19 protein-coding genes are annotated in these 17,151 nt (G+C 70.8%); 8 read left to right on the top strand and 11 right to left on the bottom strand.

Annotated features, from left to right (window positions below; genetic code table 11):
- Nucleotides 1-787: 787 nt before the first annotated feature.
- Nucleotides 788-1,753 carry a pirin family protein gene (locus BLU79_RS46475; protein ID WP_093912118.1) on the bottom strand — a complete coding sequence of 322 codons (966 nt, stop codon included), beginning with the start codon at nucleotides 1,751-1,753 and terminating at the stop codon, nucleotides 788-790.
- Between the two features lie 113 nt (nucleotides 1,754-1,866).
- Here BLU79_RS46475 and BLU79_RS46470 point away from each other — a divergent pair, with 113 nt between their 5' ends.
- The 3 genes from BLU79_RS46470 to BLU79_RS46460 are packed head-to-tail and all read left to right on the top strand — an operon-like array spanning nucleotide 1,867 to nucleotide 3,199.
- Nucleotides 1,867-2,358: a MarR family winged helix-turn-helix transcriptional regulator gene (locus BLU79_RS46470; protein ID WP_093912117.1), complete on the top strand. Its 492-nt coding sequence runs from the start codon at nucleotides 1,867-1,869 to the stop codon at nucleotides 2,356-2,358.
- Nucleotides 2,355-2,801: a winged helix DNA-binding protein gene (locus BLU79_RS46465; protein WP_093912116.1), complete on the top strand. Its 447-nt coding sequence runs from the start codon at nucleotides 2,355-2,357 to the stop codon at nucleotides 2,799-2,801. Before BLU79_RS46470 ends, BLU79_RS46465 begins: the two co-directional genes overlap by 4 nt.
- Nucleotides 2,802-2,851: 50 nt before the next feature.
- Entirely contained in the window at nucleotides 2,852-3,199 is a 348-nt protein-coding gene (locus tag BLU79_RS46460; protein ID WP_093912115.1) for a tetratricopeptide repeat protein, read from the top strand.
- Between the two features lie 123 nt (nucleotides 3,200-3,322).
- On the opposite strand, the gene BLU79_RS46455 is transcribed toward BLU79_RS46460, so the two are convergent.
- The gene (locus BLU79_RS46455) at nucleotides 3,323-4,723 is read right to left on the bottom strand and encodes a PepSY-associated TM helix domain-containing protein (RefSeq protein ID WP_093912114.1); all 1,401 of its coding nucleotides are present in this window, start codon (nucleotides 4,721-4,723) and stop codon (nucleotides 3,323-3,325) included.
- Nucleotides 4,724-4,886: 163 nt separating this feature from the next.
- Between BLU79_RS46455 and BLU79_RS46450 the strand changes: the two genes are divergently transcribed.
- Nucleotides 4,887-5,534: a peptide deformylase gene (locus BLU79_RS46450; RefSeq protein ID WP_093912113.1), complete on the top strand. Its 648-nt coding sequence runs from the start codon at nucleotides 4,887-4,889 to the stop codon at nucleotides 5,532-5,534.
- 43 nt (nucleotides 5,535-5,577) lie between these two features.
- Here BLU79_RS46450 and BLU79_RS46445 read toward each other — a convergent pair whose 3' ends face one another.
- On the bottom strand, nucleotides 5,578-7,011 hold the full coding sequence (locus tag BLU79_RS46445) for a dihydrolipoyl dehydrogenase family protein (protein ID WP_093912112.1): 1,434 nt from the start codon (nucleotides 7,009-7,011) through the stop codon (nucleotides 5,578-5,580).
- Between the two features lie 131 nt (nucleotides 7,012-7,142).
- Between BLU79_RS46445 and trxA the strand changes: the two genes are divergently transcribed.
- Nucleotides 7,143-7,529, top strand: coding sequence for a thioredoxin (gene trxA, locus BLU79_RS46440; RefSeq protein ID WP_093912111.1), 387 nt, complete (start codon nucleotides 7,143-7,145; stop codon nucleotides 7,527-7,529).
- A gap of 35 nt (nucleotides 7,530-7,564) precedes the next feature.
- Here trxA and BLU79_RS46435 read toward each other — a convergent pair whose 3' ends face one another.
- From BLU79_RS46435 to BLU79_RS46420, 4 genes are read right to left on the bottom strand one after another with little or no spacing between them, the layout of a single operon-like run.
- Nucleotides 7,565-9,001 (bottom strand): benzaldehyde dehydrogenase, encoded by a 1,437-nt coding sequence (locus BLU79_RS46435; RefSeq protein ID WP_093912110.1) that lies wholly within the window; start codon nucleotides 8,999-9,001, stop codon nucleotides 7,565-7,567.
- Between the two features lie 30 nt (nucleotides 9,002-9,031).
- Nucleotides 9,032-10,210 carry a 4-hydroxybenzoate 3-monooxygenase gene (locus tag BLU79_RS46430; protein WP_093912109.1) on the bottom strand — a complete coding sequence of 393 codons (1,179 nt, stop codon included), beginning with the start codon at nucleotides 10,208-10,210 and terminating at the stop codon, nucleotides 9,032-9,034.
- Nucleotides 10,211-10,265: 55 nt separating this feature from the next.
- Nucleotides 10,266-11,300 carry a LacI family DNA-binding transcriptional regulator gene (locus BLU79_RS46425; RefSeq protein ID WP_093912137.1) on the bottom strand — a complete coding sequence of 345 codons (1,035 nt, stop codon included), beginning with the start codon at nucleotides 11,298-11,300 and terminating at the stop codon, nucleotides 10,266-10,268.
- 58 nt (nucleotides 11,301-11,358) lie between these two features.
- Nucleotides 11,359-12,033, bottom strand: coding sequence for a TetR/AcrR family transcriptional regulator (locus BLU79_RS46420; protein WP_177001466.1), 675 nt, complete (start codon nucleotides 12,031-12,033; stop codon nucleotides 11,359-11,361).
- A 100-nt stretch (nucleotides 12,034-12,133) separates the two neighbouring features.
- Between BLU79_RS46420 and BLU79_RS46415 the strand changes: the two genes are divergently transcribed.
- Nucleotides 12,134-12,697, top strand: a complete 564-nt coding sequence (locus BLU79_RS46415; RefSeq protein WP_093912108.1) for an NADPH-dependent FMN reductase — start codon at nucleotides 12,134-12,136, stop codon at nucleotides 12,695-12,697.
- Nucleotides 12,698-12,780: 83 nt separating this feature from the next.
- Here BLU79_RS46415 and BLU79_RS46410 read toward each other — a convergent pair whose 3' ends face one another.
- On the bottom strand, nucleotides 12,781-13,686 hold the full coding sequence (locus tag BLU79_RS46410; protein WP_093912135.1) for a LysR family transcriptional regulator: 906 nt from the start codon (nucleotides 13,684-13,686) through the stop codon (nucleotides 12,781-12,783).
- Nucleotides 13,687-13,800: 114 nt separating this feature from the next.
- On the opposite strand from BLU79_RS46410, the gene BLU79_RS46405 reads away from it, so the two are divergent.
- The gene (locus tag BLU79_RS46405) at nucleotides 13,801-14,019 is read left to right on the top strand and encodes a hypothetical protein (RefSeq protein WP_093912107.1); all 219 of its coding nucleotides are present in this window, start codon (nucleotides 13,801-13,803) and stop codon (nucleotides 14,017-14,019) included.
- On the opposite strand, the gene BLU79_RS46400 is transcribed toward BLU79_RS46405, so the two are convergent.
- The 3 genes from BLU79_RS46400 to BLU79_RS46390 form a co-directional block, all read right to left on the bottom strand.
- On the bottom strand, nucleotides 13,995-14,876 hold the full coding sequence (locus BLU79_RS46400; protein ID WP_093912106.1) for an LLM class F420-dependent oxidoreductase: 882 nt from the start codon (nucleotides 14,874-14,876) through the stop codon (nucleotides 13,995-13,997). The genes BLU79_RS46405 and BLU79_RS46400 overlap by 25 nt on opposite strands.
- A gap of 68 nt (nucleotides 14,877-14,944) precedes the next feature.
- The gene (locus BLU79_RS46395; RefSeq protein WP_093912105.1) at nucleotides 14,945-15,934 is read right to left on the bottom strand and encodes an ArsR/SmtB family transcription factor; all 990 of its coding nucleotides are present in this window, start codon (nucleotides 15,932-15,934) and stop codon (nucleotides 14,945-14,947) included.
- 470 nt (nucleotides 15,935-16,404) lie between these two features.
- Nucleotides 16,405-16,740, bottom strand: coding sequence for an ankyrin repeat domain-containing protein (locus tag BLU79_RS46390; RefSeq protein WP_093912134.1), 336 nt, complete (start codon nucleotides 16,738-16,740; stop codon nucleotides 16,405-16,407).
- Between the two features lie 116 nt (nucleotides 16,741-16,856).
- Between BLU79_RS46390 and BLU79_RS46385 the strand changes: the two genes are divergently transcribed.
- Nucleotides 16,857-17,151, top strand: a 295-nt coding sequence (locus tag BLU79_RS46385; RefSeq protein WP_143052604.1) for a transposase, incomplete at its 3' end; no start/stop codon positions are given.

Raw genomic sequence — 17,151 nt, 5'->3', positions numbered from 1 at the left:
CCTGGGGAGAATCTGGGGAGTTTGAGCCGCGCTGGGGAGCACGTGGGGAGAATCGACTACACAACGCGGCACGATCCCGAAAGACCCTGAAAGGACTATCCGCGCAGGTCAGAGTCGGTAATTGCCGCATCGCCGCAGGTCAGAGCCTCCCGGTAGACAACTTCAAGAAGATCTCTTCGCCTCTGACTTCACGCCTCATGACCCCGCCGCCCAACCGTGGCCTCGCCCAACTCACAACGAGTATCCGGACCACACGCGGGCCAGAGCCCTCCGAATCCACTCCAAACGTCGTATTCGAGCTGGTCAGCGCCATGCGAGCCGTGCACCACCAGCAGACGAAGAACCTGCTAGCTAGGAGCTGTCCGGCGCAGCACCTTTCGGATCGGACGCAAGCGGCGCTGCCGAAAGACAGCGGTGGCATCGGAATCTTGTGGAATCTCCACAAGGCAGCAGTGTGAGCGACGCCGTTCCTCCGCAACGCCTGACTCGACCGCCAGCCAGGTCAGCATCGGTCCGGACACCACCGAACCTGCAAACGCCTACGCAAGCGCCGAAGCTGGGAACCGAGCCCCTCACCCGAGCCTGACGAGGCGTCAGCAAAGTCAGCATTGGGTCAGCAAGAGTCCTGCCACAGCCGCCCACAGACAGCCACACCGTGGAATCGCCAACCACACCGGCCTGGGCAAGTCGGCTGTTTGGACGCCTTCCGGCAAGCAGGTGGAAGGCAGTGAGAATTACCCGACCACCTTCCGAGCTGCGACCACCAACACTGAAGCGTTTTCGCAGGTCAGCGCACTCTCCCTCGCGGTTTCAACGGCACCGACGGCAATCCCGGTGCGGGCAGTGGAGCCCCGTCGTACCCCTTCACTTCTCCGAACCGGGAGCCTTCCATCCAGTCCTGACGGGCTTGTACGATCTCTTCCTGAGATCGCCCGATCCAGTTCCAGAACATGATCAGCTCCTCCTCGAACGGCTCACCCCCGAGGAGCATCAGGCCGGCGTCCGACTCGGCGCGCAGCGGGAGTTCGGTGCGGCCGCAGCCGAGGTAGAGCATCGAGCCGGGCAGCACCGGTACGCCGTCCACGTGGGCCTCGCCGGACATGGACAGGACGGCGTACTCGAAGTCCGGTTCCAGGGGGAGGCGTGCGTCCGTGCCGGCGGCCAGGGTCAGGTCGGCGCCGACGATCGGGGTGTACGTCGTGCCGGGTGAGCTCGCGCCGTCGAGGTCGCCGAGGATCAGCGTGGCCCGCAGGCCCGGTGCCGTGACGACGGGCAGCTCGGCGTGGTGTTCGAAGTGCGGGTCGGTATGGCGGTGGCTGTCCGGGAGGGCTACCCAGAGCTGGGCGCCGTGCAGGAGACGGGCGTGCGACCTGGGGCTCTCCTCGGAGTGGCTGATCGCGCGGCCCGAGGTCATCAGGCCCAGTTCCCGCGGCCGGATGGTCTGGAGGCTGCCCGTCGAGTCGCGGTGCAGCACCTCGCCCTCGTGCAGCCAGCTCACCGTCTGCAGACCCATGTGCGGGTGCGGCGGCACCTGCATGCCGGGCTCGTCGGCGATGTCGTCGGGGCCGTAGTGATCGACGAAGCACCAGGCGCCGACCATGCGTCGACCCAGATTGGGCAGCAGCCGTCGGACCTCGGTGGACTCGCCGAGCTTGACGTGACGAGGGCTGAGAAGTTCGCGTACGGGCTCCGCCACGACGAAACCACGGCCGCCGCAGATGGCGGGCACCGCCTCGCGATCAAGATTGCTCATGTCGCCCAAAGTAGCCCTGCCGGGGCCGCCGCGTCAGTCCGTCACCCGGCGCTGTCTCGATGCGGTTCAGAAAATAGTAGCCATGGACATAGTAGCCATGTACGGTATCGAGCATGAGCAAGGGTTCCGAGAAGGCCTCGCCCGGTTTCCTGGTGTGGCGTCTGTCGACGAAGTGGCGGGTCGCGGTCGACCGGGCCGTGACCCCGCTGGGACTCACCCACGCGCAGTACGCGCTGGTGGCCTCGCTGTACGGCATGCAGCGCCGCGGGGAGCGCCCCAGCCAGCGGCGCCTCGCCGACCACACCGGACTCGAACCGCTCTACGTCTCCAAACTGGCGCGATCCCTGGAAGCCGCAGGCCTCCTCGAACGCACCCGGGACCCGCGCGATCCACGCGCCGTGCAGCTGGCGCTGACCGAGCAGGGCCGTGAGCGGACCTTGCAGGCGATCAAGGTCGTCCAAGGGCTGCTCCAGCAGTTGCTGGCGCCGCTCGGCGGTCTGGACAGCGCCCGCACCCGGGAGTTCACGCGTGATCTGGCGATCCTGCTCGATGCACCTCTTGACCCGTTCGCCCTCGACAGCGAGTCCGACAAGGAGCAGTCATGACCACCACCACTCCCCTGGTCGACCCCCGAGTCATAGCGCTGGCCCACTACGCGAGCCGCGCACTTCTCGAGCGGGTCCTGGCCCGCCACGGCGCGACGTTCCAGCAGTCCGTCACCCTCCGGCTCGCCGCCGTCGCCGACGGACCGGTCGAGCGGGACCGCCTCGTCGACGGTGTCGTCGGCGCGCTGAAGATCGACGCCTCGGAGGCCCACTCCGTGGTCGACGGGCTGATCGCCGCGGAACTGCTGGCCCCTCACGAGCCGTCCCAGGTGCGGATCACGGACGCCGGACGGGAGCTGTACGACAGGACGTCCGCCGAGACCACCCCCATCACCGCCCGGATCTACGCCGATATCCCGACGGAGGATCTGGCCGCCGCCGGACGCGTGCTGACCCTCATCACCGAGCGGGCCGACGCCGAGCTCACCACCCTCGCCGAGTAGTGGAATATCGAACCACCGCGCTCCGTTGACGGCCCCGAAGGAGGCCACGAGTGGACACGACGTACTACGACCACGGAACACCGGCCGAGCGCTGGGAGCGCGCACAGCTGTTCTTCGGCGCCAAGGACTACACCGCCGCCGCGCACGTCCTCGGCAAGCTGGTCGAGGAGGTGCCGGAGCAGACCGGACCGCGGCTGCTGCTGGCGCGCGCCTACTACCACTCGGCCCAACTGCGGCGCGCGGAGAGCGAGTTGCGCGTCATCGTCGAGAGCGACCCGGTCGAGCAGTACGCCCGGCTGATGCTGGGCCGCACCCTGCAGCGGCAGGGACGGGACACGGAGGCGGAGCCGCACCTGCGCCTCGCCTCGGCGCTGGCCGGCGACTTCGAGGAGCTCTGAACAAGGACCCTGGACAAGGAGCCCTGAGCAAGGAGCTCCAAGCAAGGCGAAGGGCCCGGTTCCCCTCGGAACCGGGCCCCGAATCACGCCACTTCTTACTTCACTTCCGACACTGCACTCTTGCTACTTCACGTCCGCGGGCGTCCGCTCCCCCCGCCGATGCGCGATCTCGCCCAGCACCACATCCACCACGATGAACGCGGCCAGCGAGATGCCGAGGATCGGCACGAAGTAGCCGACCACGGCGACCACCGCCACCAGCGGGACCAGGATCTGCGGAGGCACCTGCTGCCAGGCGCCGCGCGGTATGGGCCTGCCGAAGGCGGAGCCGCGGCCGCGCTGCCACCACATGCGGTAGCCCCACACGATCAGCAGGATCAGGGACAGCGCGAGCAGCATCAGGACGATCTGGTTGGCCAGGCCGAAGAGGACTCCGGTGTGCAGGTCGATGCCCCAGCGGGTCAGCTTGGCGAGCACCGGGTAGTCCGTGAACCGCACGGTGTCGGTGACCTCGCCGGTCGCCGGGTCGATCGCGGCAGCGTCCTGCTTCGTCGGCCAGCTGCGCTGCACCTGCTTCACCACGTACGCGGAAGAGTCGTCGGCGGGCGGCACGATCTCCACCGGGTCGCCCAGGCCCTCCGCGCGCGCGGCGGCCAGGACCTTGTCGAGGCCGACGCCGTGCTCGCCGCTTCCGCCGTTGCCTGCGGCGGCGCCGTGACCTCCGTGGTCGCCGCCCGCCGAGGCCGAGACGGACGGGGTGGCCTGGCCGAGGGACGTACGCAGCTCGTCGATGTTGGCGCCGGCGTATGCCGACCAGGTCAGGCCGGTCGCCGAGAGGAAGAAGAACCCGATGGCGGCCCAGACACCGACGGTGCCGTGCAGGCCGAGCGTACGGCGGCGTCCGCTGGCGCCCCGCACCTTGCGCAGGGCGCGGCGGCGGGTGAACCACAGCGCCAGGCCGCCGGCCGCGATCACCCACAGCCAGCTCGCCGCCAACTCGCTGTAGAGGCGGCCGTTCTCGCCGAGGTGCAGGTCGCGGTGGAACTCGTCGATCCAGGTGCGCAGGGGCAGCGCGCCGGTCGAGCCGTACTGTTCGAGGGCGCCGCGCACCTCGGCGGTGTACGGGTCGACGAACACGGCGAGCGTGTGGGTGTCGTCGATGCCCTTGACGCCGGAGAGCATGACCCTGGTGGACGCGTCGGCCTCCGGGGAAGGCCGTATCGCCGAGACGGTGCCCTCGGGGTGGGCCTTGCGTGCGGCGGCGACCTGCTGGGATATGGGCAGCTTCTCGTCACCGACCGGGACGGTCATCTCGTGGGCGTACATGAGCTTCTCGGCCTGGAACGCTCCGGCGTACAGGAAGCCGGTGGCCGCGGCGACGAGCAGGAACGGCGCGACGAGCACGCCGGCGTAGAAGTGCAGACGCAGGATCAGCGGGCGCAGCGGCGCCCATCTACGGGGCGGCGCCGCCGGGGCGTCTGACTGCGACGCCTCCTCCGTGGCGGTCGAGGGAGCGGTGGACATCGGCGGCATCTCCGGGGCGTGAGACGGGGAGTGGGGACGTATCTCTGTCTGCTTGTAGCGGTCCAGTAGTCGGACGGACGGTCCGTCGAGTTCCAGACCCGTTAAGTGGCGTACGTCACACAGGAGTCGGCGCGTCCCACGGGTGCCATGGCATGCTGGCGCGATGGCAGCTCCGAGCGATCGCGCACCCCTGGCCGAACTGGTCGAGCAACTCCTCACCACCGAAGGCCCGTTGACCATCGTGGCGGCCGGCGAACCGGTGCTGCGGCGCCCCACCGAGCGCTTCGACGGCCAACTGCACCCCGCGCTGCTGGCCCGCTTCATCGAGGCCCTCCGGATCACCATGCACGCGGCACCGGGCGTGGGCCTCGCGGCGCCGCAGGTCGGTGTGCCGCTGCGGATCGCGGTGATCGAGGACCCGGCTCCGGTGCCGGAGGCGGTGCGGCTGACGCGCGGGCGGGTGCCGCAGCCGTTCCGGGTGCTGGTGAACCCGTCGTACGAGCCCGTGGGCAGTGCCCGTGCCGCGTTCTTCGAGGGCTGTCTGAGCGTCCCGGGCTATCAGGCGGTAGTGGCGCGGCCCGCCGAGGTACGGCTGACCTGCGAGGACGAGCAGGGGCGCGCGGTCGACGAGGTGTTCGCGGGGTGGCCCGCCCGAATCGTGCAGCACGAGACGGACCACCTCGACGGCATGCTCTACCTGGACCGGGCCGAGCTGCGCTCGCTCTCCTCGAACCAGGCGGTGGCCGAGTACTGGGCCCAGCCGACCCCGGGTGAGGCGGGGAAGGCCCTCGGCTTCCAACTGCCGGACTGAGTACGGACGTTGGAAGCCGTACGCCAGTTGACGGCCGTAGTCGTCAGTTGTCCCGGTACGACTCCAGCAGCCGCAGCCACACCTCACTGATCGTCGGATACGACGGCACCGCATGCCACAGCCTGCTGATCGGCACCTGTCCGGCGACCGCGACGGTCGCCGAGTGGATGAGTTCGCCGACGCCGGGGCCGACGAAGGTGACGCCGAGGAGGATCTCGCGCTCCAGGTCGACGACCATGCGGGCGCGGCCGCGGTAGCCGTCGCCGTACAGGGACGCACCCGCGACCGAGGCGAGGTCGTAGTCGACCGCGCGGACGCGGTGACCGGCCTGTTCCGCCTCCGCCAGGGAAAGGCCCACGGCGGCGGCCTCGGGGTCGGTGAAGACGACCTGGGGGACGGCGGCGTGGTCGGCGGTGGCGGTGTGGGCGCCCCAGGGGTCGGATTCGAGGAGGGGGACGCCGGAGGCGCGGGCGGCGATGGCCGCGCCCGCGATCCGGGCCTGGTACTTGCCCTGGTGGGTGAGGAGGGCCCGGTGGTTGACGTCGCCCACCGCGTACAGCCACTCGTTGCCGGTGACGCGCAGGCTGTCGTCGACCTGCAGCCAGGAGCCGGGCTCCAGGCCGACCGTGTCCAGGCCGATGTCGTCGGTGCGCGGGGCGCGCCCGGTCGCGTAGAGGATCTCGTCGGCCTCGATCCGGTCGCCGTGGTCGGTGACGACCACGACGGCGCCGTTCGCCCTGGTCACCGACGTGACCGAGGTCCCGGTGCGGACATCGGCGCCCGCTTCGGTGAGCCCTTCGGTGACCAGTTCACCGGCGAAGGGCTCCATGCGGTTCAGCAGGCCCTTGCCGCGCACGAGGAGCGTGACCCGGGAACCGAGGGCCTGGTATGCCGTGGCCATCTCGGTGGCGACCACTCCCCCGCCGACCACGACCAGCCGGCCGGGCACGGCCTGGGCGGCGGTGGCCTCACGGCTGGTCCACGGCTTGACGTCGGCGAGTCCGGGAAGGTCCGGGAGGACGGCCCGGCTGCCGGTGCAGACGGCCACGGCGTGCCGGGCGGTCAGGACGTGCCGTACGCCGTCCGGGCCGGTCACCTCCAGGGTGCGGGGCCCGGTGAGGCGGCCGTGGCCGCGGTAGAAGTCGGCGCCGATGCCGTCCAGCCACTGGATCTGACCGTCGTCGCGCCAGTTCGAGGTGAACTCGTTGCGCCGGGCGAGGACGGCCGCCGCGTCGAGGGGGCTCTGCACGGCCTGGCTGAGGCCCGGCAGACGGCGGGCGTCGGCCTGGGCGATGGCCGGGCGCAGCAGCGCCTTGCTGGGCATGCACGCCCAGTACGAGCACTCGCCGCCGACCAGCTCGCTCTCCACGACCGCGGTGGACAGGCCGGCCGCACGGGTGCGGTCGGCCACGTTCTCCCCCACGGGCCCGGCCCCGAGCACCACGACGTCGTATGCGATGGAATCCGTTTCCGTCATGAGGTCAGTCTTACGGGTGGTGTGCGACGTGGCCACACGGGTACGCGCGCCGAAATACGACGGAATACACAGCCGCACGGCCATGTTGTCGCCGACGGCTTCGCCCCGACACGAGGAAGAGGGATTACGCCATGAGCAGCACCGTGGAGCTCACCAAGGAGAACTTCGACCAGACGGTCACGGACAACGAGTTCGTCCTGATCGACTTCTGGGCGTCCTGGTGCGGGCCGTGCCGTCAGTTCGCCCCGGTCTACGAGAAGGCCGCCGAGGACAACCCCGACCTCGTGTTCGGCAAGGTCGACACCGAGGCACAGCCGGAGCTGGCCTCCGCCTTCGGTATCCAGTCGATCCCCACGCTGATGATCGTCCGTGACCGCGTCGCCGTGTTCGCGCAGCCCGGGGCCCTGCCCGAGGCCGCCCTGACAGACGTCATCGGGCAGGCCCGCAAGCTGGACATGGACGAGGTCCGCAAGGCCGTGGCCGCCCAGCAGGAGCAGGCCGAGCAGAACGGCCAGTAGGAAGCCGCCTCAGCGGAACGTCGGAGGAAACCGGCCTAGAACGGGTACGCCGCCACGTCCCCGCGCACCGTCGTCCAGCGCACGTCGGTGAACGCCTCCAGGTTGGCCTCGCCGCCGAACCGGGCGCCGGTGCCGGAGGCGGCGATACCGCCGAAGGGCGCGACGGCCTCGTCGTTCACGGTCTGGTCGTTGATGTGCACGATGCCGGTCGGGATGCGTTCGGCCAGGTCGAGGCCGCGGGCGGTGTCCCGGGTGACGATGCCCAGGGAGAGGCCGTAGGAGCCGGCCGCGGCGAGGGCGGCGGCCTCGTCGGCGGTGCCGAAGGGGCGTACAGGCGCGACCGGGCCGAAGACCTCCTCGGCGTACGCGGGGGTCTGGTCGTCGACCCCGGCGAGCACGGTCGGCCGGTAGAAGAGCTCCTCGTGGGTGCCGCCCGCCGCCAGCTTGGCGCCCCGGGACGTGCTGGCCTCCACCAGCCCGTGCACCTTGCCCAGCTGGCCGGCGTCGATGAGCGGGCCCAGGTGGACCTGGGCGCGGTGCGGGTCACCGACCGCAAGGGAGTCGGCCTTGGCGGCGAGGCGCTCGACGTACTCCGCGTACAGGGACTGGTGGACGAGGTGGCGGCCGGTCGTCATGCAGATCTGGCCCTGGTGGAAGAAGGACCCCCACGCGGCCGTGGAGATCACCGCGTCGATGTCGGCGTCCTCCAGCACGACCAGCGCGGAGTTGCCGCCCAACTCCAGGTGCGCCCGCTTGAGATGCCGCCCGGCGGCCTCGCCGACGGCCCGGCCCGCGGCCGTGGATCCGGTGAAGGAGATCACGGGCACGCGCGGGTCGGCGACCAGCGCCTGGCCCACCTCAGGGCCGCCCGGCAGCACATGCAGCAGCCCGTCGGGGAGACCGGCCTCGGCGAAGATCGCCGCGAGGGACAGTCCGCCGCAGACCGCCGTGCGCGGGTCCGGCTTCAGCACGACGGCGTTGCCGAGCGCGAGGGCCGGGGCGACGGAGCGGATGGAGAGGATCAGCGGGGCGTTGAACGGGGAGATCACGCCGACCACGCCGACGGGGACCCGCCGTGTGTAGGACAGCCGGGGTGCCTCGCTGGGCAGGATGTGCCCGGCCGGGCGGGAGGCGAGAGCCGCGGCCTCGTAGCACTCCTGGGCGGCGACGTGCAGCTCGAACTCGGCCTTGCCGGGGATCGAGCCCGACTCGCGGACGATCCACTCGCGCAGTTCCTCGGTGTGCGCGGCGAACAGGTCACCGGCCTTGCGCAGCACCGAGGCGCGCACGAAGTGCGGGACGCGTGCCCACTCGGACTGGGCGGCGCGGCCGGCCTCCGCGGCCGTGGCGACATCCTCGGCGGAGGCCAGGGTGACGGTGCCGAGCGTATCGCCGGTGGCGGGCTCGGTGACGGCGTACTCCGCTCCCGACAGGGAGCTGGACTGCCAGGCCTTGGGGTCGAGCAACGGCATTGCGACTCTCCGTTCCATCACCGGCGGGACTCACACGGGGAGCGGAAGTCCCGAGTAGTTCGCCGCCAGTTCGGCGGCCGCGTGACGGGATGCGGCGATCCGGCGCAGACGGGTGAGCTGCAACCGGTCGTCGAAGACATCCCCATTTGGTTGAGCGTGCAACATCCTAGTCATGTCGTCCGAGAAACGGGTGGCCTGCCACACACGTTGCAGACACAACTCCGAGTATCTGTCGAGAAGTTGTGTGTCACCTGTGCGGTACAGCGTGGTGAGCGCACGGGCCAGGACCCGTACGTCCGACACCGCGAGGTTGAGGCCCTTGGCGCCGGTCGGCGGGACGATGTGGGCGGCGTCCCCGGCCAGCAGCAGCCTGCCGTGCCGCATCGGCTCGTGGACGTAACCGCGCATCGTCGTCACGGACTTGGAGGTGATGGGCCCGCGGTTCAGGTTCCAGTCGCCGTCGATGGCGAAGCGGGCGGCGAGTTCGTCCCAGATACGGCCGTCGGGCCAGTCGTCTGGGTCGGTGTCGTTGGGGACCTGGAGGTACAACCGGGACACGTCCGGGGAGCGCATGCTGTGCAGGGCGAACCCGCGTTCACCGCGTGCGTAGATCAACTCGTCGCAGGACGGCGGCACTTCGGCGAGGATGCCGAGCCAGGAGTACGGATAGTCGTGTGCGTACGACCGGCCGGTCCCGGCCGGGAAGGCGTCGCGGGAGATGCCGTGGAAACCGTCGCAGCCGGCGACCCAGTCGCAGGTCAGGGTCTGTTCGCGACCCTCGTGCAGAAACCTGACGACGGGTGCGTCGCTCTCCGGCTTCTCGACGGCGAGCGCGTCGGCCTCGAACAACAGCGGTGGCCCGTCGGCGAGTTGGAGGGCTACGAGGTCCTTCACGATCTCGGTCTGGGCGTAGATCGTGACGGTACGGCCGCCGGTGAGGGCCGGGAAGTCTATGTGATGGCGTTCCCGGTCGAAGCGCAGCTCGATGCCCTGGTGCACCAGGCCCTCGGCCTGCAGCCGCTCGGCGGCACCGGCCTCGTGCAGCGCGTGGACCGTGCCCTGCTCCAGCATCCCGGCGCGCTGGCGCTGCTCGACGTACTCCCGCGTCCGGCTCTCCAGGACCACACAGTCGATGCCCGCGCGGTGCAGCAGGCGGGCGAGCAGCAGCCCGGCGGGGCCGCCGCCGATGATGCCGACCCTCGTGCGCATCCCACGCCTCCCTGGCCTCGGCGGTCCGTCGTACGCCGGCCGGACCCACGGTGCCTCAGCTGGACTCGCGGTGCACCACCGACGCTCCCAGCACCTTGTGCGTCTCGGGCGCGGCGCCGGGGTTGCGCACCGCGCGGTCGACCAGTTCCGCGAGGTCCCGGCCGGACGGCAGCTCTATGTGGACGGTGCTCAGCCTAGGCCGCAGCAGCCGTCCGAGCATCAGGTCGTCGGCGCCGATGACGGCCGTGTCGGCGGGGATGCGCAGGCCCTCGTCCTGCAGGGCGCGCATCAGCAGCATCGCGTACTCGTCGTTGTAGGCGAACACGGCGTCGAGGCCGAGGTCGCGCCAGCGGGCGGCGAGCCGCGCGGCGGACTCCTCCGTGTAGGCGAGGGGCAGCTCGGTCACGGTGGCGTCCGTGCCGTGCAGGGCGCGGCGCACGCCTTCGAGTCGGGGTGCGGAGAAGGACCGCAGGCTGCCCTCCTCCGGGACGACGACGCCGATACGGCGCCGCCCGCGGTCGTACAGGTGGCGGCCCGCGCAGTGCCCCACGGCCTGGTAGTCCATCAGCAGGGCGTGGGCACCCTCGACGGACTCGGGGCCGAGCGAGACGACGGCCCGGGCGCCCGAGCGCTTGAGCACCGTCACGCCCTTCGGGCACAGGCCCGAGCCCGGCACCAGGACGGCGACCGGACGCAGCTCGGCCCAGGCCCGGGCGGCCTCGTCGCCGTGCAGACCGACGCCGGCGTGCTGCACGACGGTGTAGTCGAGGCTGCCGAGCGCCATCTGGAGATCGCTGAGGAACCGGCTGTAGAGCGGGCCGGCGGAGAAGCTCGGTGCGGGCATCAGGACCATACGGCTGTGCCCGGCACGCAGGCTGCGGGCGGCCGCGTGCGGGACGTACCCGAGTTCCTTCGCGGCGTCGTGGACACGGCGGCGGGTGGGCTCGCTGATCCGGACGGCGCTGGTGTTGTTGAGGACGTAGGAGACGGTCGCGCGCGAGACGCCGGCCAGGCGGGCCACATCGGCGCTCGTGGGTACCGAGCGCGGTGCGGGGGAAGCGGGCGCGGGCGTTTTCGGTATCTGCACCATGACGTACGGCATCTTTGCAGAACCTGTGAGTGAGGCTCGGGTGAGGGTCCTCGACCGGTCACGCCTCTGTGCGCGTCACCCGTGCGACCAGGTCGGTCCAGCCCTTCTCCAGTCGCTCCAGAGGCATACCGCATTGCCTGGTCAGGTGGTTGATCAGGGCCGGGTCGAGATACGCCATGAGCGTCCGGGCGAGGAGATCGCAGTCGGCGTCCGGCAGGATCTGCCGCAGCAGGACCGTGACGTGGGTGTGCAGCGCCCGGTACGAGGGGTGGGCGAAGCGGCGGGTCGGCTCCGGCTGGGCGGCCAGTTGCAGGTCCAGCTGCTCGGCCGAGCGGTACAGCACCGCCACCCCGAACGCCCGCAGCCGCTCGGCCGGCGGCGCCCCGGGGCCCAGCGGCGGCGGCCCGCCGAGGAAGTCGGCCTGCAGCTTCTTCGCCGAGTGGTCCAGCAGCGCCGACAGCAGGCCGGTGCGGTCGCCGAAGCGGCGGAAGACCGTGCCCTTGCCCACGCCGGCCGCGGCGGCCACCGCCTCCATCGTGACCCCGGCCGCGCCGTGCTCCGCGATCAGCCGGGCGGCGGCCTCCAGCAGCCGGGCACGGTTGCGGGCCGCGTCCGCGCGCAGACAGGGCTCGTCGGGGGCGGAGCCGACCTCCAGCAACTGGGGTGCGTCGAGGGGCTCCTGGGACTCCGGGAAGGGCGGCAGGGCGGCGGACATGAAGCCAGCGTAAAGCATCGGGAATGAAACTGGACCAGGGTCCGGTTAAGGTGCTAGAAACGTAAGCGGACCTCGGTCCGGATCGTAACGGCAGTGTTTCAGCATCCTTGGAGTTCGCATGTCTGTTCGCATCCTCGCGCTCGTCGGCAGCCTTCGCGCCGGTTCGCACAACCGTCAGCTGGCCGAGGCGGCCGTCAAGCTCGCTCCCGAGGGCGCCGAGGTCGTGCTCTTCGAGGGCCTGGCCGAGATCCCGTTCTACAACGAGGACATCGACGTCGAGGGCAGCGTCCCCGCCGCCGCCACCAAGCTGCGTGAGGCCGCGCTGGCCTCCGACGCCTTCCTGTTCTTCTCCCCCGAGTACAACGGCACCATCCCGGCCGTCCTGAAGAACGCCATCGACTGGCTGTCCCGCCCGTACGGCGCCGGTGCCTTCGGCGGCAAGCCGGTCGCCGTGGTCGGTACCGCCTTCGGCCAGTACGGCGGCGTGTGGGCGCAGGACGAGACCCGCAAGGCCGTGGGCATCGCCGGCGGCAAGGTGCTGGAGGACGTCAAGCTGTCCATCCCCGGTTCGGTGACCCGCTTCGCAGAGACCCACCCGGTCGACGACGCCGAGGTCGCCGCCCAGCTGACCGAGGTCATCGCGCTCGTCCACGGCAACGCCGGAGAGCCGGTCGCCGCCTGATCGGACGACCGGTCCCCACGACGAGAGGCTGGAGCCCTGGGCTCCAGCCTCTCGTCGTGTCTTTTCTCCGGCTTCCCGTCCTGTCAGGCCACCGCCGTCGGCGCCAGCTCCCGCAGTTCCTCCAGCGCCGCCGCCACCGCCGGGCGTTCCAGGCTGCCCTGGCGCATGCAGATGAGCAGTTTGCGGTGCGGGTCGCCCGTGCAGCGGACGCGGGTGATCGGCAGGTGCGGGGTCAGCTGGGCCAGCCGAGGGATCAGGGCGACGCCGAGCCTGTGGGCGACCAGGTGGGCGGTGACGTTCCAGTCCAGGGCGTGGTGGATCACGTTCGGGGTGAACCCGGCAGCCCCGCACGCCGACATCACATGCGTGCGACAGGGGTTGTCCAGCACCGGCGCGATCCAGTCCTCGTGCGCCGCCTCCACGAGGTCGACACGCTCGTGCCCGGCCAGCGGATGGTCGGCGGGGACGACGAGGTCGTACGGGTCGTCCAGCAGCGGCCGCTGGTCGAAGCGGGCGTCGCCCAGCGGCGGGTTGCGCGGGGTGACCTCCACCACCGCCAGGTCGACCTCCCCCTCGAAGAGCAGGTCGAAGCTCTCCGGGACACCGGTCTCCTGGATGCGTACGGTCAGTCGAGGATGCCGCTCCCGCAGCCGCACGGCCATCGGAGCCAGCAGCACTGACACGGCCGTGGTGAAGCCGCACACCCGCAGTTGCCCGGCGGGCGCGCTGTACCCGGCGCGCAGTTCGAGTTCGGCCTCCTCCCAGCGGGCCGTGATCGCGTCGGCGTGCGTCAGGAGACTCTTGGCGGCGGCGGTGAGGCGCACCCCGCGGCCCTGCGGCTCCAGCAGGTCGACGCCCAGTTCGCGGGCCAGTTGGCGGATCTGCTGGGAGGCGGCGGACGGGGTGAAGTGCAGGGCGCGGGCGGCCGCGGTGACCGTCCCGTAGTGCGCCACGGCTCTCAGCACGTGCAGTCGGCGCAGATCAATCATGAAGCCCACGCTTCAAGGTGACGTCCATAAAGTCAACCTGGACGTGCAAGGAGGGGCGCCGCACCCTGGACTGTGTCGCGACGGTCAACCAGTCACGAGGTACGAGGAGTCGCCATGACCAGCACGACCGGCACCGCCTGCCCGCACTGCGGGTGGCCCGACGGCGCCGAGCCCTTCCAGGAGCTCTCCCGGCACGGCACCGCGGCCGGACAGACGGTGTGGACGCGGTGCGGCTGCGGCTCGCTGCAGATGCGGGTGGTCGACGGCCGCGGGACGCGGGTCGTCTCCCGCAGCCGTCCCGCCGAGGCTCAGTCGAGTTCGGCCAGCCGCTGAACGGCCGGGGCCACGAAGCTCTCCATCCAGGCGGCGGTCTCCCCCAGACGCGGGGAGAGGATCACGGTGTCGATCCCGAGTTTGGTGTAGCCCGTGATGTCCCGGACGAACGCGTCGAGGTCGCCCTCGGTGGCCGGGTCTCCGCTGTAGGCGACGGTCTTGCGGATCGTGTCGTAGTCGCGCCCCTCGGTGTCGCAGTGGCCGCGCAGCACATCGAGCTTGTGCCGGACCTCCCCCGGCGAGGTGGTGAACAGGTTGCACGCGTCTCCGTACCGGGCCACCAGCCGGAGCGTCTTCTTCTCCCCGCCCCCGCCGATCATGATCTCCGGGTGCGGGGCGCTCAGGGGCGCCGGCACACAGAGGGTCTCGGCGAGCCGGTAGTGCTTGCCCTCGAACGGGCCGTCGGTCTCCGGGTCCCACATCTGGAGGCAGATCCGCAGGGTCTCCTCCAGCCGCTCGAAGCGCTCGGCGACCGGCGGGAACGGCACGCCGAGCCCCTCGTGCTCACGGCCGTACCAGGCCGCGCCGATGCCGAGGGTGGCCCGGCCGCCGGACAGCACGTCGAGCGTGGTGGCGATCTTGGCGAGCAGACCGGGGTGACGGTAGGTCACGCCGGTCACCAGGGCGCCGAGGCGGACCGTGGAGGTGTGGGCGGCGAGGAAACCGAGGGTCGTGTAGGCCTCCAGCATGGGGTCCTCGGCCCGGTCGTTGAACTCCATCTGGAAGTAGTGGTCCATCACCGACAGCCAGCTCACACCGGCCGCCTCGGCGGCGGCGCCCGTGGCGGCGAGTTCGGCGCCGAGCGCGGGAGCTCCCCCGGAATGGTCGAACCGGTTGATGTGCACACCGACCCGCATGGTCTGTCTCCGTTCACCCCGACCGTTCACCGACCCCAACGACGCTAGTTCTTCGAGCGCTCTCGAAGTCAACCCCGCTCGGCCAGTCGGTCACCCAGTTCGGTACGCCGGTACAGCACCCGCCGTCCGTCCCGGGCCCGGGCGACGAGGCCCGTGGCGTGCAGCACCCTCAAGTGCTGGGAGACCGCACTGGACGTCACGCCGAGGCGACGGGCGAGCTCGACCGTGGGCAGCGGTTCGGCGAGCAGTCGCAGGACCGTGGTGCGGGGCGCGCCGAGCAGCGAGGTGAGGGCGGAGGCGTCGGGCTCGGGGCGCGGCTCCCACAAGGTGGCGGCGCCTCTGCTGGGGTAGGCGAGCATCGGCGGTTCGTCGGCGCTGAGCGGCGGCGCGGGCTTGTGGGCGAACAGGGACGGCACCAGGCGCAGTCCGCGCCCGGATCCGTCCACCTCGTGCCGGCCGATCATCCGGTCGACGCGCAGCACTCCGTCGCGCCAGCGCACGTTCCGGTGCAGATCGGAGAAGAGCGAGTGGGCTCCGCCCGTGGCCAGTTGCCGGGCGCGGTGGGTGACGTCGGCCTCCAGCACGAGCCGCATCCGGGGCCAGTCCGGTCGTATGGCCAACTTCCAATAGCCCAACAGGAGTTCGCACAGCTCCTCCAGCAGCTCCGCCACGGGCGCGTCGCCGAGGGCGGTGACCTGCCGCACGGCGTCCGGGAGCGGGTGCGGCGCATGGGTCGCGAGCAGGTCGCGCCGTACGAGTTCGGCCGGCGTCGCGCGTACGACGGCGAGCTGGTCCTCCAGCGCGGGCGCGAAGGTCGTCGGGCGCGGGGTAAGGAAGTCGGGCAGGGCCAGGTTCTCGCCCACCAGGGCCCTCAGCAGGCGGGCGTCGGCGGGATCGAGCCGGTCGAGGACCGAGCGGCGCCACGAGGTGTGCAGGGGGTAGAGGCCGGGGGCGCGCAGGGCCCGCAGGGCCCGCAGGCTGCCCATGACCTCGCGCAGCGGCGAGATCGCGAACCGGGTGTCCGCGAGGTCGTCGACGTCCAGCAGGAAGCTGATCATTAAGAGGCCATCCATGACATCGACGCGAGGGGCTGACAAGAACATCAGAAGGCGTACGGGGTCACCGCGAGTCCGGCCGGGCTCGGCGCCGATCTGGAGGCCATGGTGACATCCGATCCGGCCGCCTACAGCCCGGGCGAACTGATCGCCGAGGTGGACGACCACTCCGACCCCGAGGAACGCGCCTGGACAGCGATCCGGGCCGGGCTCGGTGCGGGGCCCGATTCGATGAGCGCTTCTTCACCCGCATCCGCGCGCCCCTGGACGACGACCCGAAGGTCCGGCACAGCGCGCCGCTCGCGATCGCCTACACCCCCTGGCCGGAGTACGCGGACCCGATTGCCCGGGCGATCGAACACGAACCTGATGAGGATCTGCGGGAGGCGGAGCGGGTCCTCGCCGGGCGCTTGTATTGCGACGGTACGCCCGCGGGCCCGGCGACCGCCTAGTCACGAGCATCGCCTGCACCCTCATCTGCCACCGGCGGCTGGCCTGCCGATGTGGGCTCGCAGCAACTGCACCGCCAGGTCGTGGCCGTAGCGATTGGCCATGGCCATGGGCGTGTCACCGTCAGGGTCTGCGAGCTCCGGATCAGCCCCAAAGGCCAGCAGCACAGCAGTGGTATGCACAGTCAACGGTCGTCCGCTCTGCAGGGAGCTATCGCCCTCGACGTCGATCGCATGTGTCAGCAGCGTCACGTTGCTGAAGACCTCATCGGGATCGGAGCCGTCGGCCAGCAAGCGGGCCAGAGTCTCTACATCCTCGTGCTCTACCGCGTGATGGGCGGGTGTCCAGGAGTCGCTCACCAAGGCATTCAACCGCCACTGCAACACCTCTGCCAGAGGCTATCTGCACCGTCGGCCACCAATTGAGATGACGTCTAAGACCGTGTCCTACGTGGTGAGGCGGGCGTTGACCCGGTATGGGGCGGGGAACGTGGAGTTGGATCGTGCCGGACGGCTTATGGGAGATCGCGAGGCCGCTGATCCCACCTCCGAAGGTGCGGCCGCAGGGCGGCGGAACGCAGGACACGCCTGATGAGACGCTGTTTGCGGCCATCATCTACGTCCTGGTCAGTGGCTGCGCCTGGCGCCAACTGCCGCCATGCTTCGGCATATCGAAGTCGACCGCCCACCGCAGGTTCCTGATCTGGTCGAGAGCCGGCGTCTGGGGCCGCCTCCACGAGGCCGTGCTGCACCGCCTCGACGACGTCGGTC

It is taken from the genome of Streptomyces sp. cf386, assembly GCF_900103585.1.
Classification (GTDB): Bacteria; Actinomycetota; Actinomycetes; order Streptomycetales; family Streptomycetaceae; genus Streptomyces.
Note: the sequence above shows the minus strand (reverse complement) of the source record. Positions and strands in the feature narration are given on the sequence as shown.

Coding starts and splice junctions, on each gene's coding strand:
- BLU79_RS46410 (WP_093912135.1), bottom strand. CDS start 13,686: ATGATTGATCTGCGCCGACTGCACGTGCTGAGAGCCGTGGCGCACTAC.
- BLU79_RS46415 (WP_093912108.1), top strand. CDS start 12,134: ATGTCTGTTCGCATCCTCGCGCTCGTCGGCAGCCTTCGCGCCGGTTCG.
- BLU79_RS46475 (WP_093912118.1), bottom strand. CDS start 1,753: ATGAGCAATCTTGATCGCGAGGCGGTGCCCGCCATCTGCGGCGGCCGT.
- BLU79_RS46400 (WP_093912106.1), bottom strand. CDS start 14,876: ATGCGGGTCGGTGTGCACATCAACCGGTTCGACCATTCCGGGGGAGCT.
- BLU79_RS46425 (WP_093912137.1), bottom strand. CDS start 11,300: ATGGTGCAGATACCGAAAACGCCCGCGCCCGCTTCCCCCGCACCGCGC.
- BLU79_RS46465 (WP_093912116.1), top strand. CDS start 2,355: ATGACCACCACCACTCCCCTGGTCGACCCCCGAGTCATAGCGCTGGCC.
- trxA (WP_093912111.1), top strand. CDS start 7,143: ATGAGCAGCACCGTGGAGCTCACCAAGGAGAACTTCGACCAGACGGTC.
- BLU79_RS46445 (WP_093912112.1), bottom strand. CDS start 7,011: ATGACGGAAACGGATTCCATCGCATACGACGTCGTGGTGCTCGGGGCC.
- BLU79_RS46395 (WP_093912105.1), bottom strand. CDS start 15,934: ATGATCAGCTTCCTGCTGGACGTCGACGACCTCGCGGACACCCGGTTC.
- BLU79_RS46430 (WP_093912109.1), bottom strand. CDS start 10,210: ATGCGCACGAGGGTCGGCATCATCGGCGGCGGCCCCGCCGGGCTGCTG.
- BLU79_RS46450 (WP_093912113.1), top strand. CDS start 4,887: ATGGCAGCTCCGAGCGATCGCGCACCCCTGGCCGAACTGGTCGAGCAA.
- BLU79_RS46420 (WP_177001466.1), bottom strand. CDS start 12,033: ATGCTTTACGCTGGCTTCATGTCCGCCGCCCTGCCGCCCTTCCCGGAG.
- BLU79_RS46470 (WP_093912117.1), top strand. CDS start 1,867: ATGAGCAAGGGTTCCGAGAAGGCCTCGCCCGGTTTCCTGGTGTGGCGT.
- BLU79_RS46405 (WP_093912107.1), top strand. CDS start 13,801: ATGACCAGCACGACCGGCACCGCCTGCCCGCACTGCGGGTGGCCCGAC.
- BLU79_RS46435 (WP_093912110.1), bottom strand. CDS start 9,001: ATGCCGTTGCTCGACCCCAAGGCCTGGCAGTCCAGCTCCCTGTCGGGA.
- BLU79_RS46455 (WP_093912114.1), bottom strand. CDS start 4,723: ATGTCCACCGCTCCCTCGACCGCCACGGAGGAGGCGTCGCAGTCAGAC.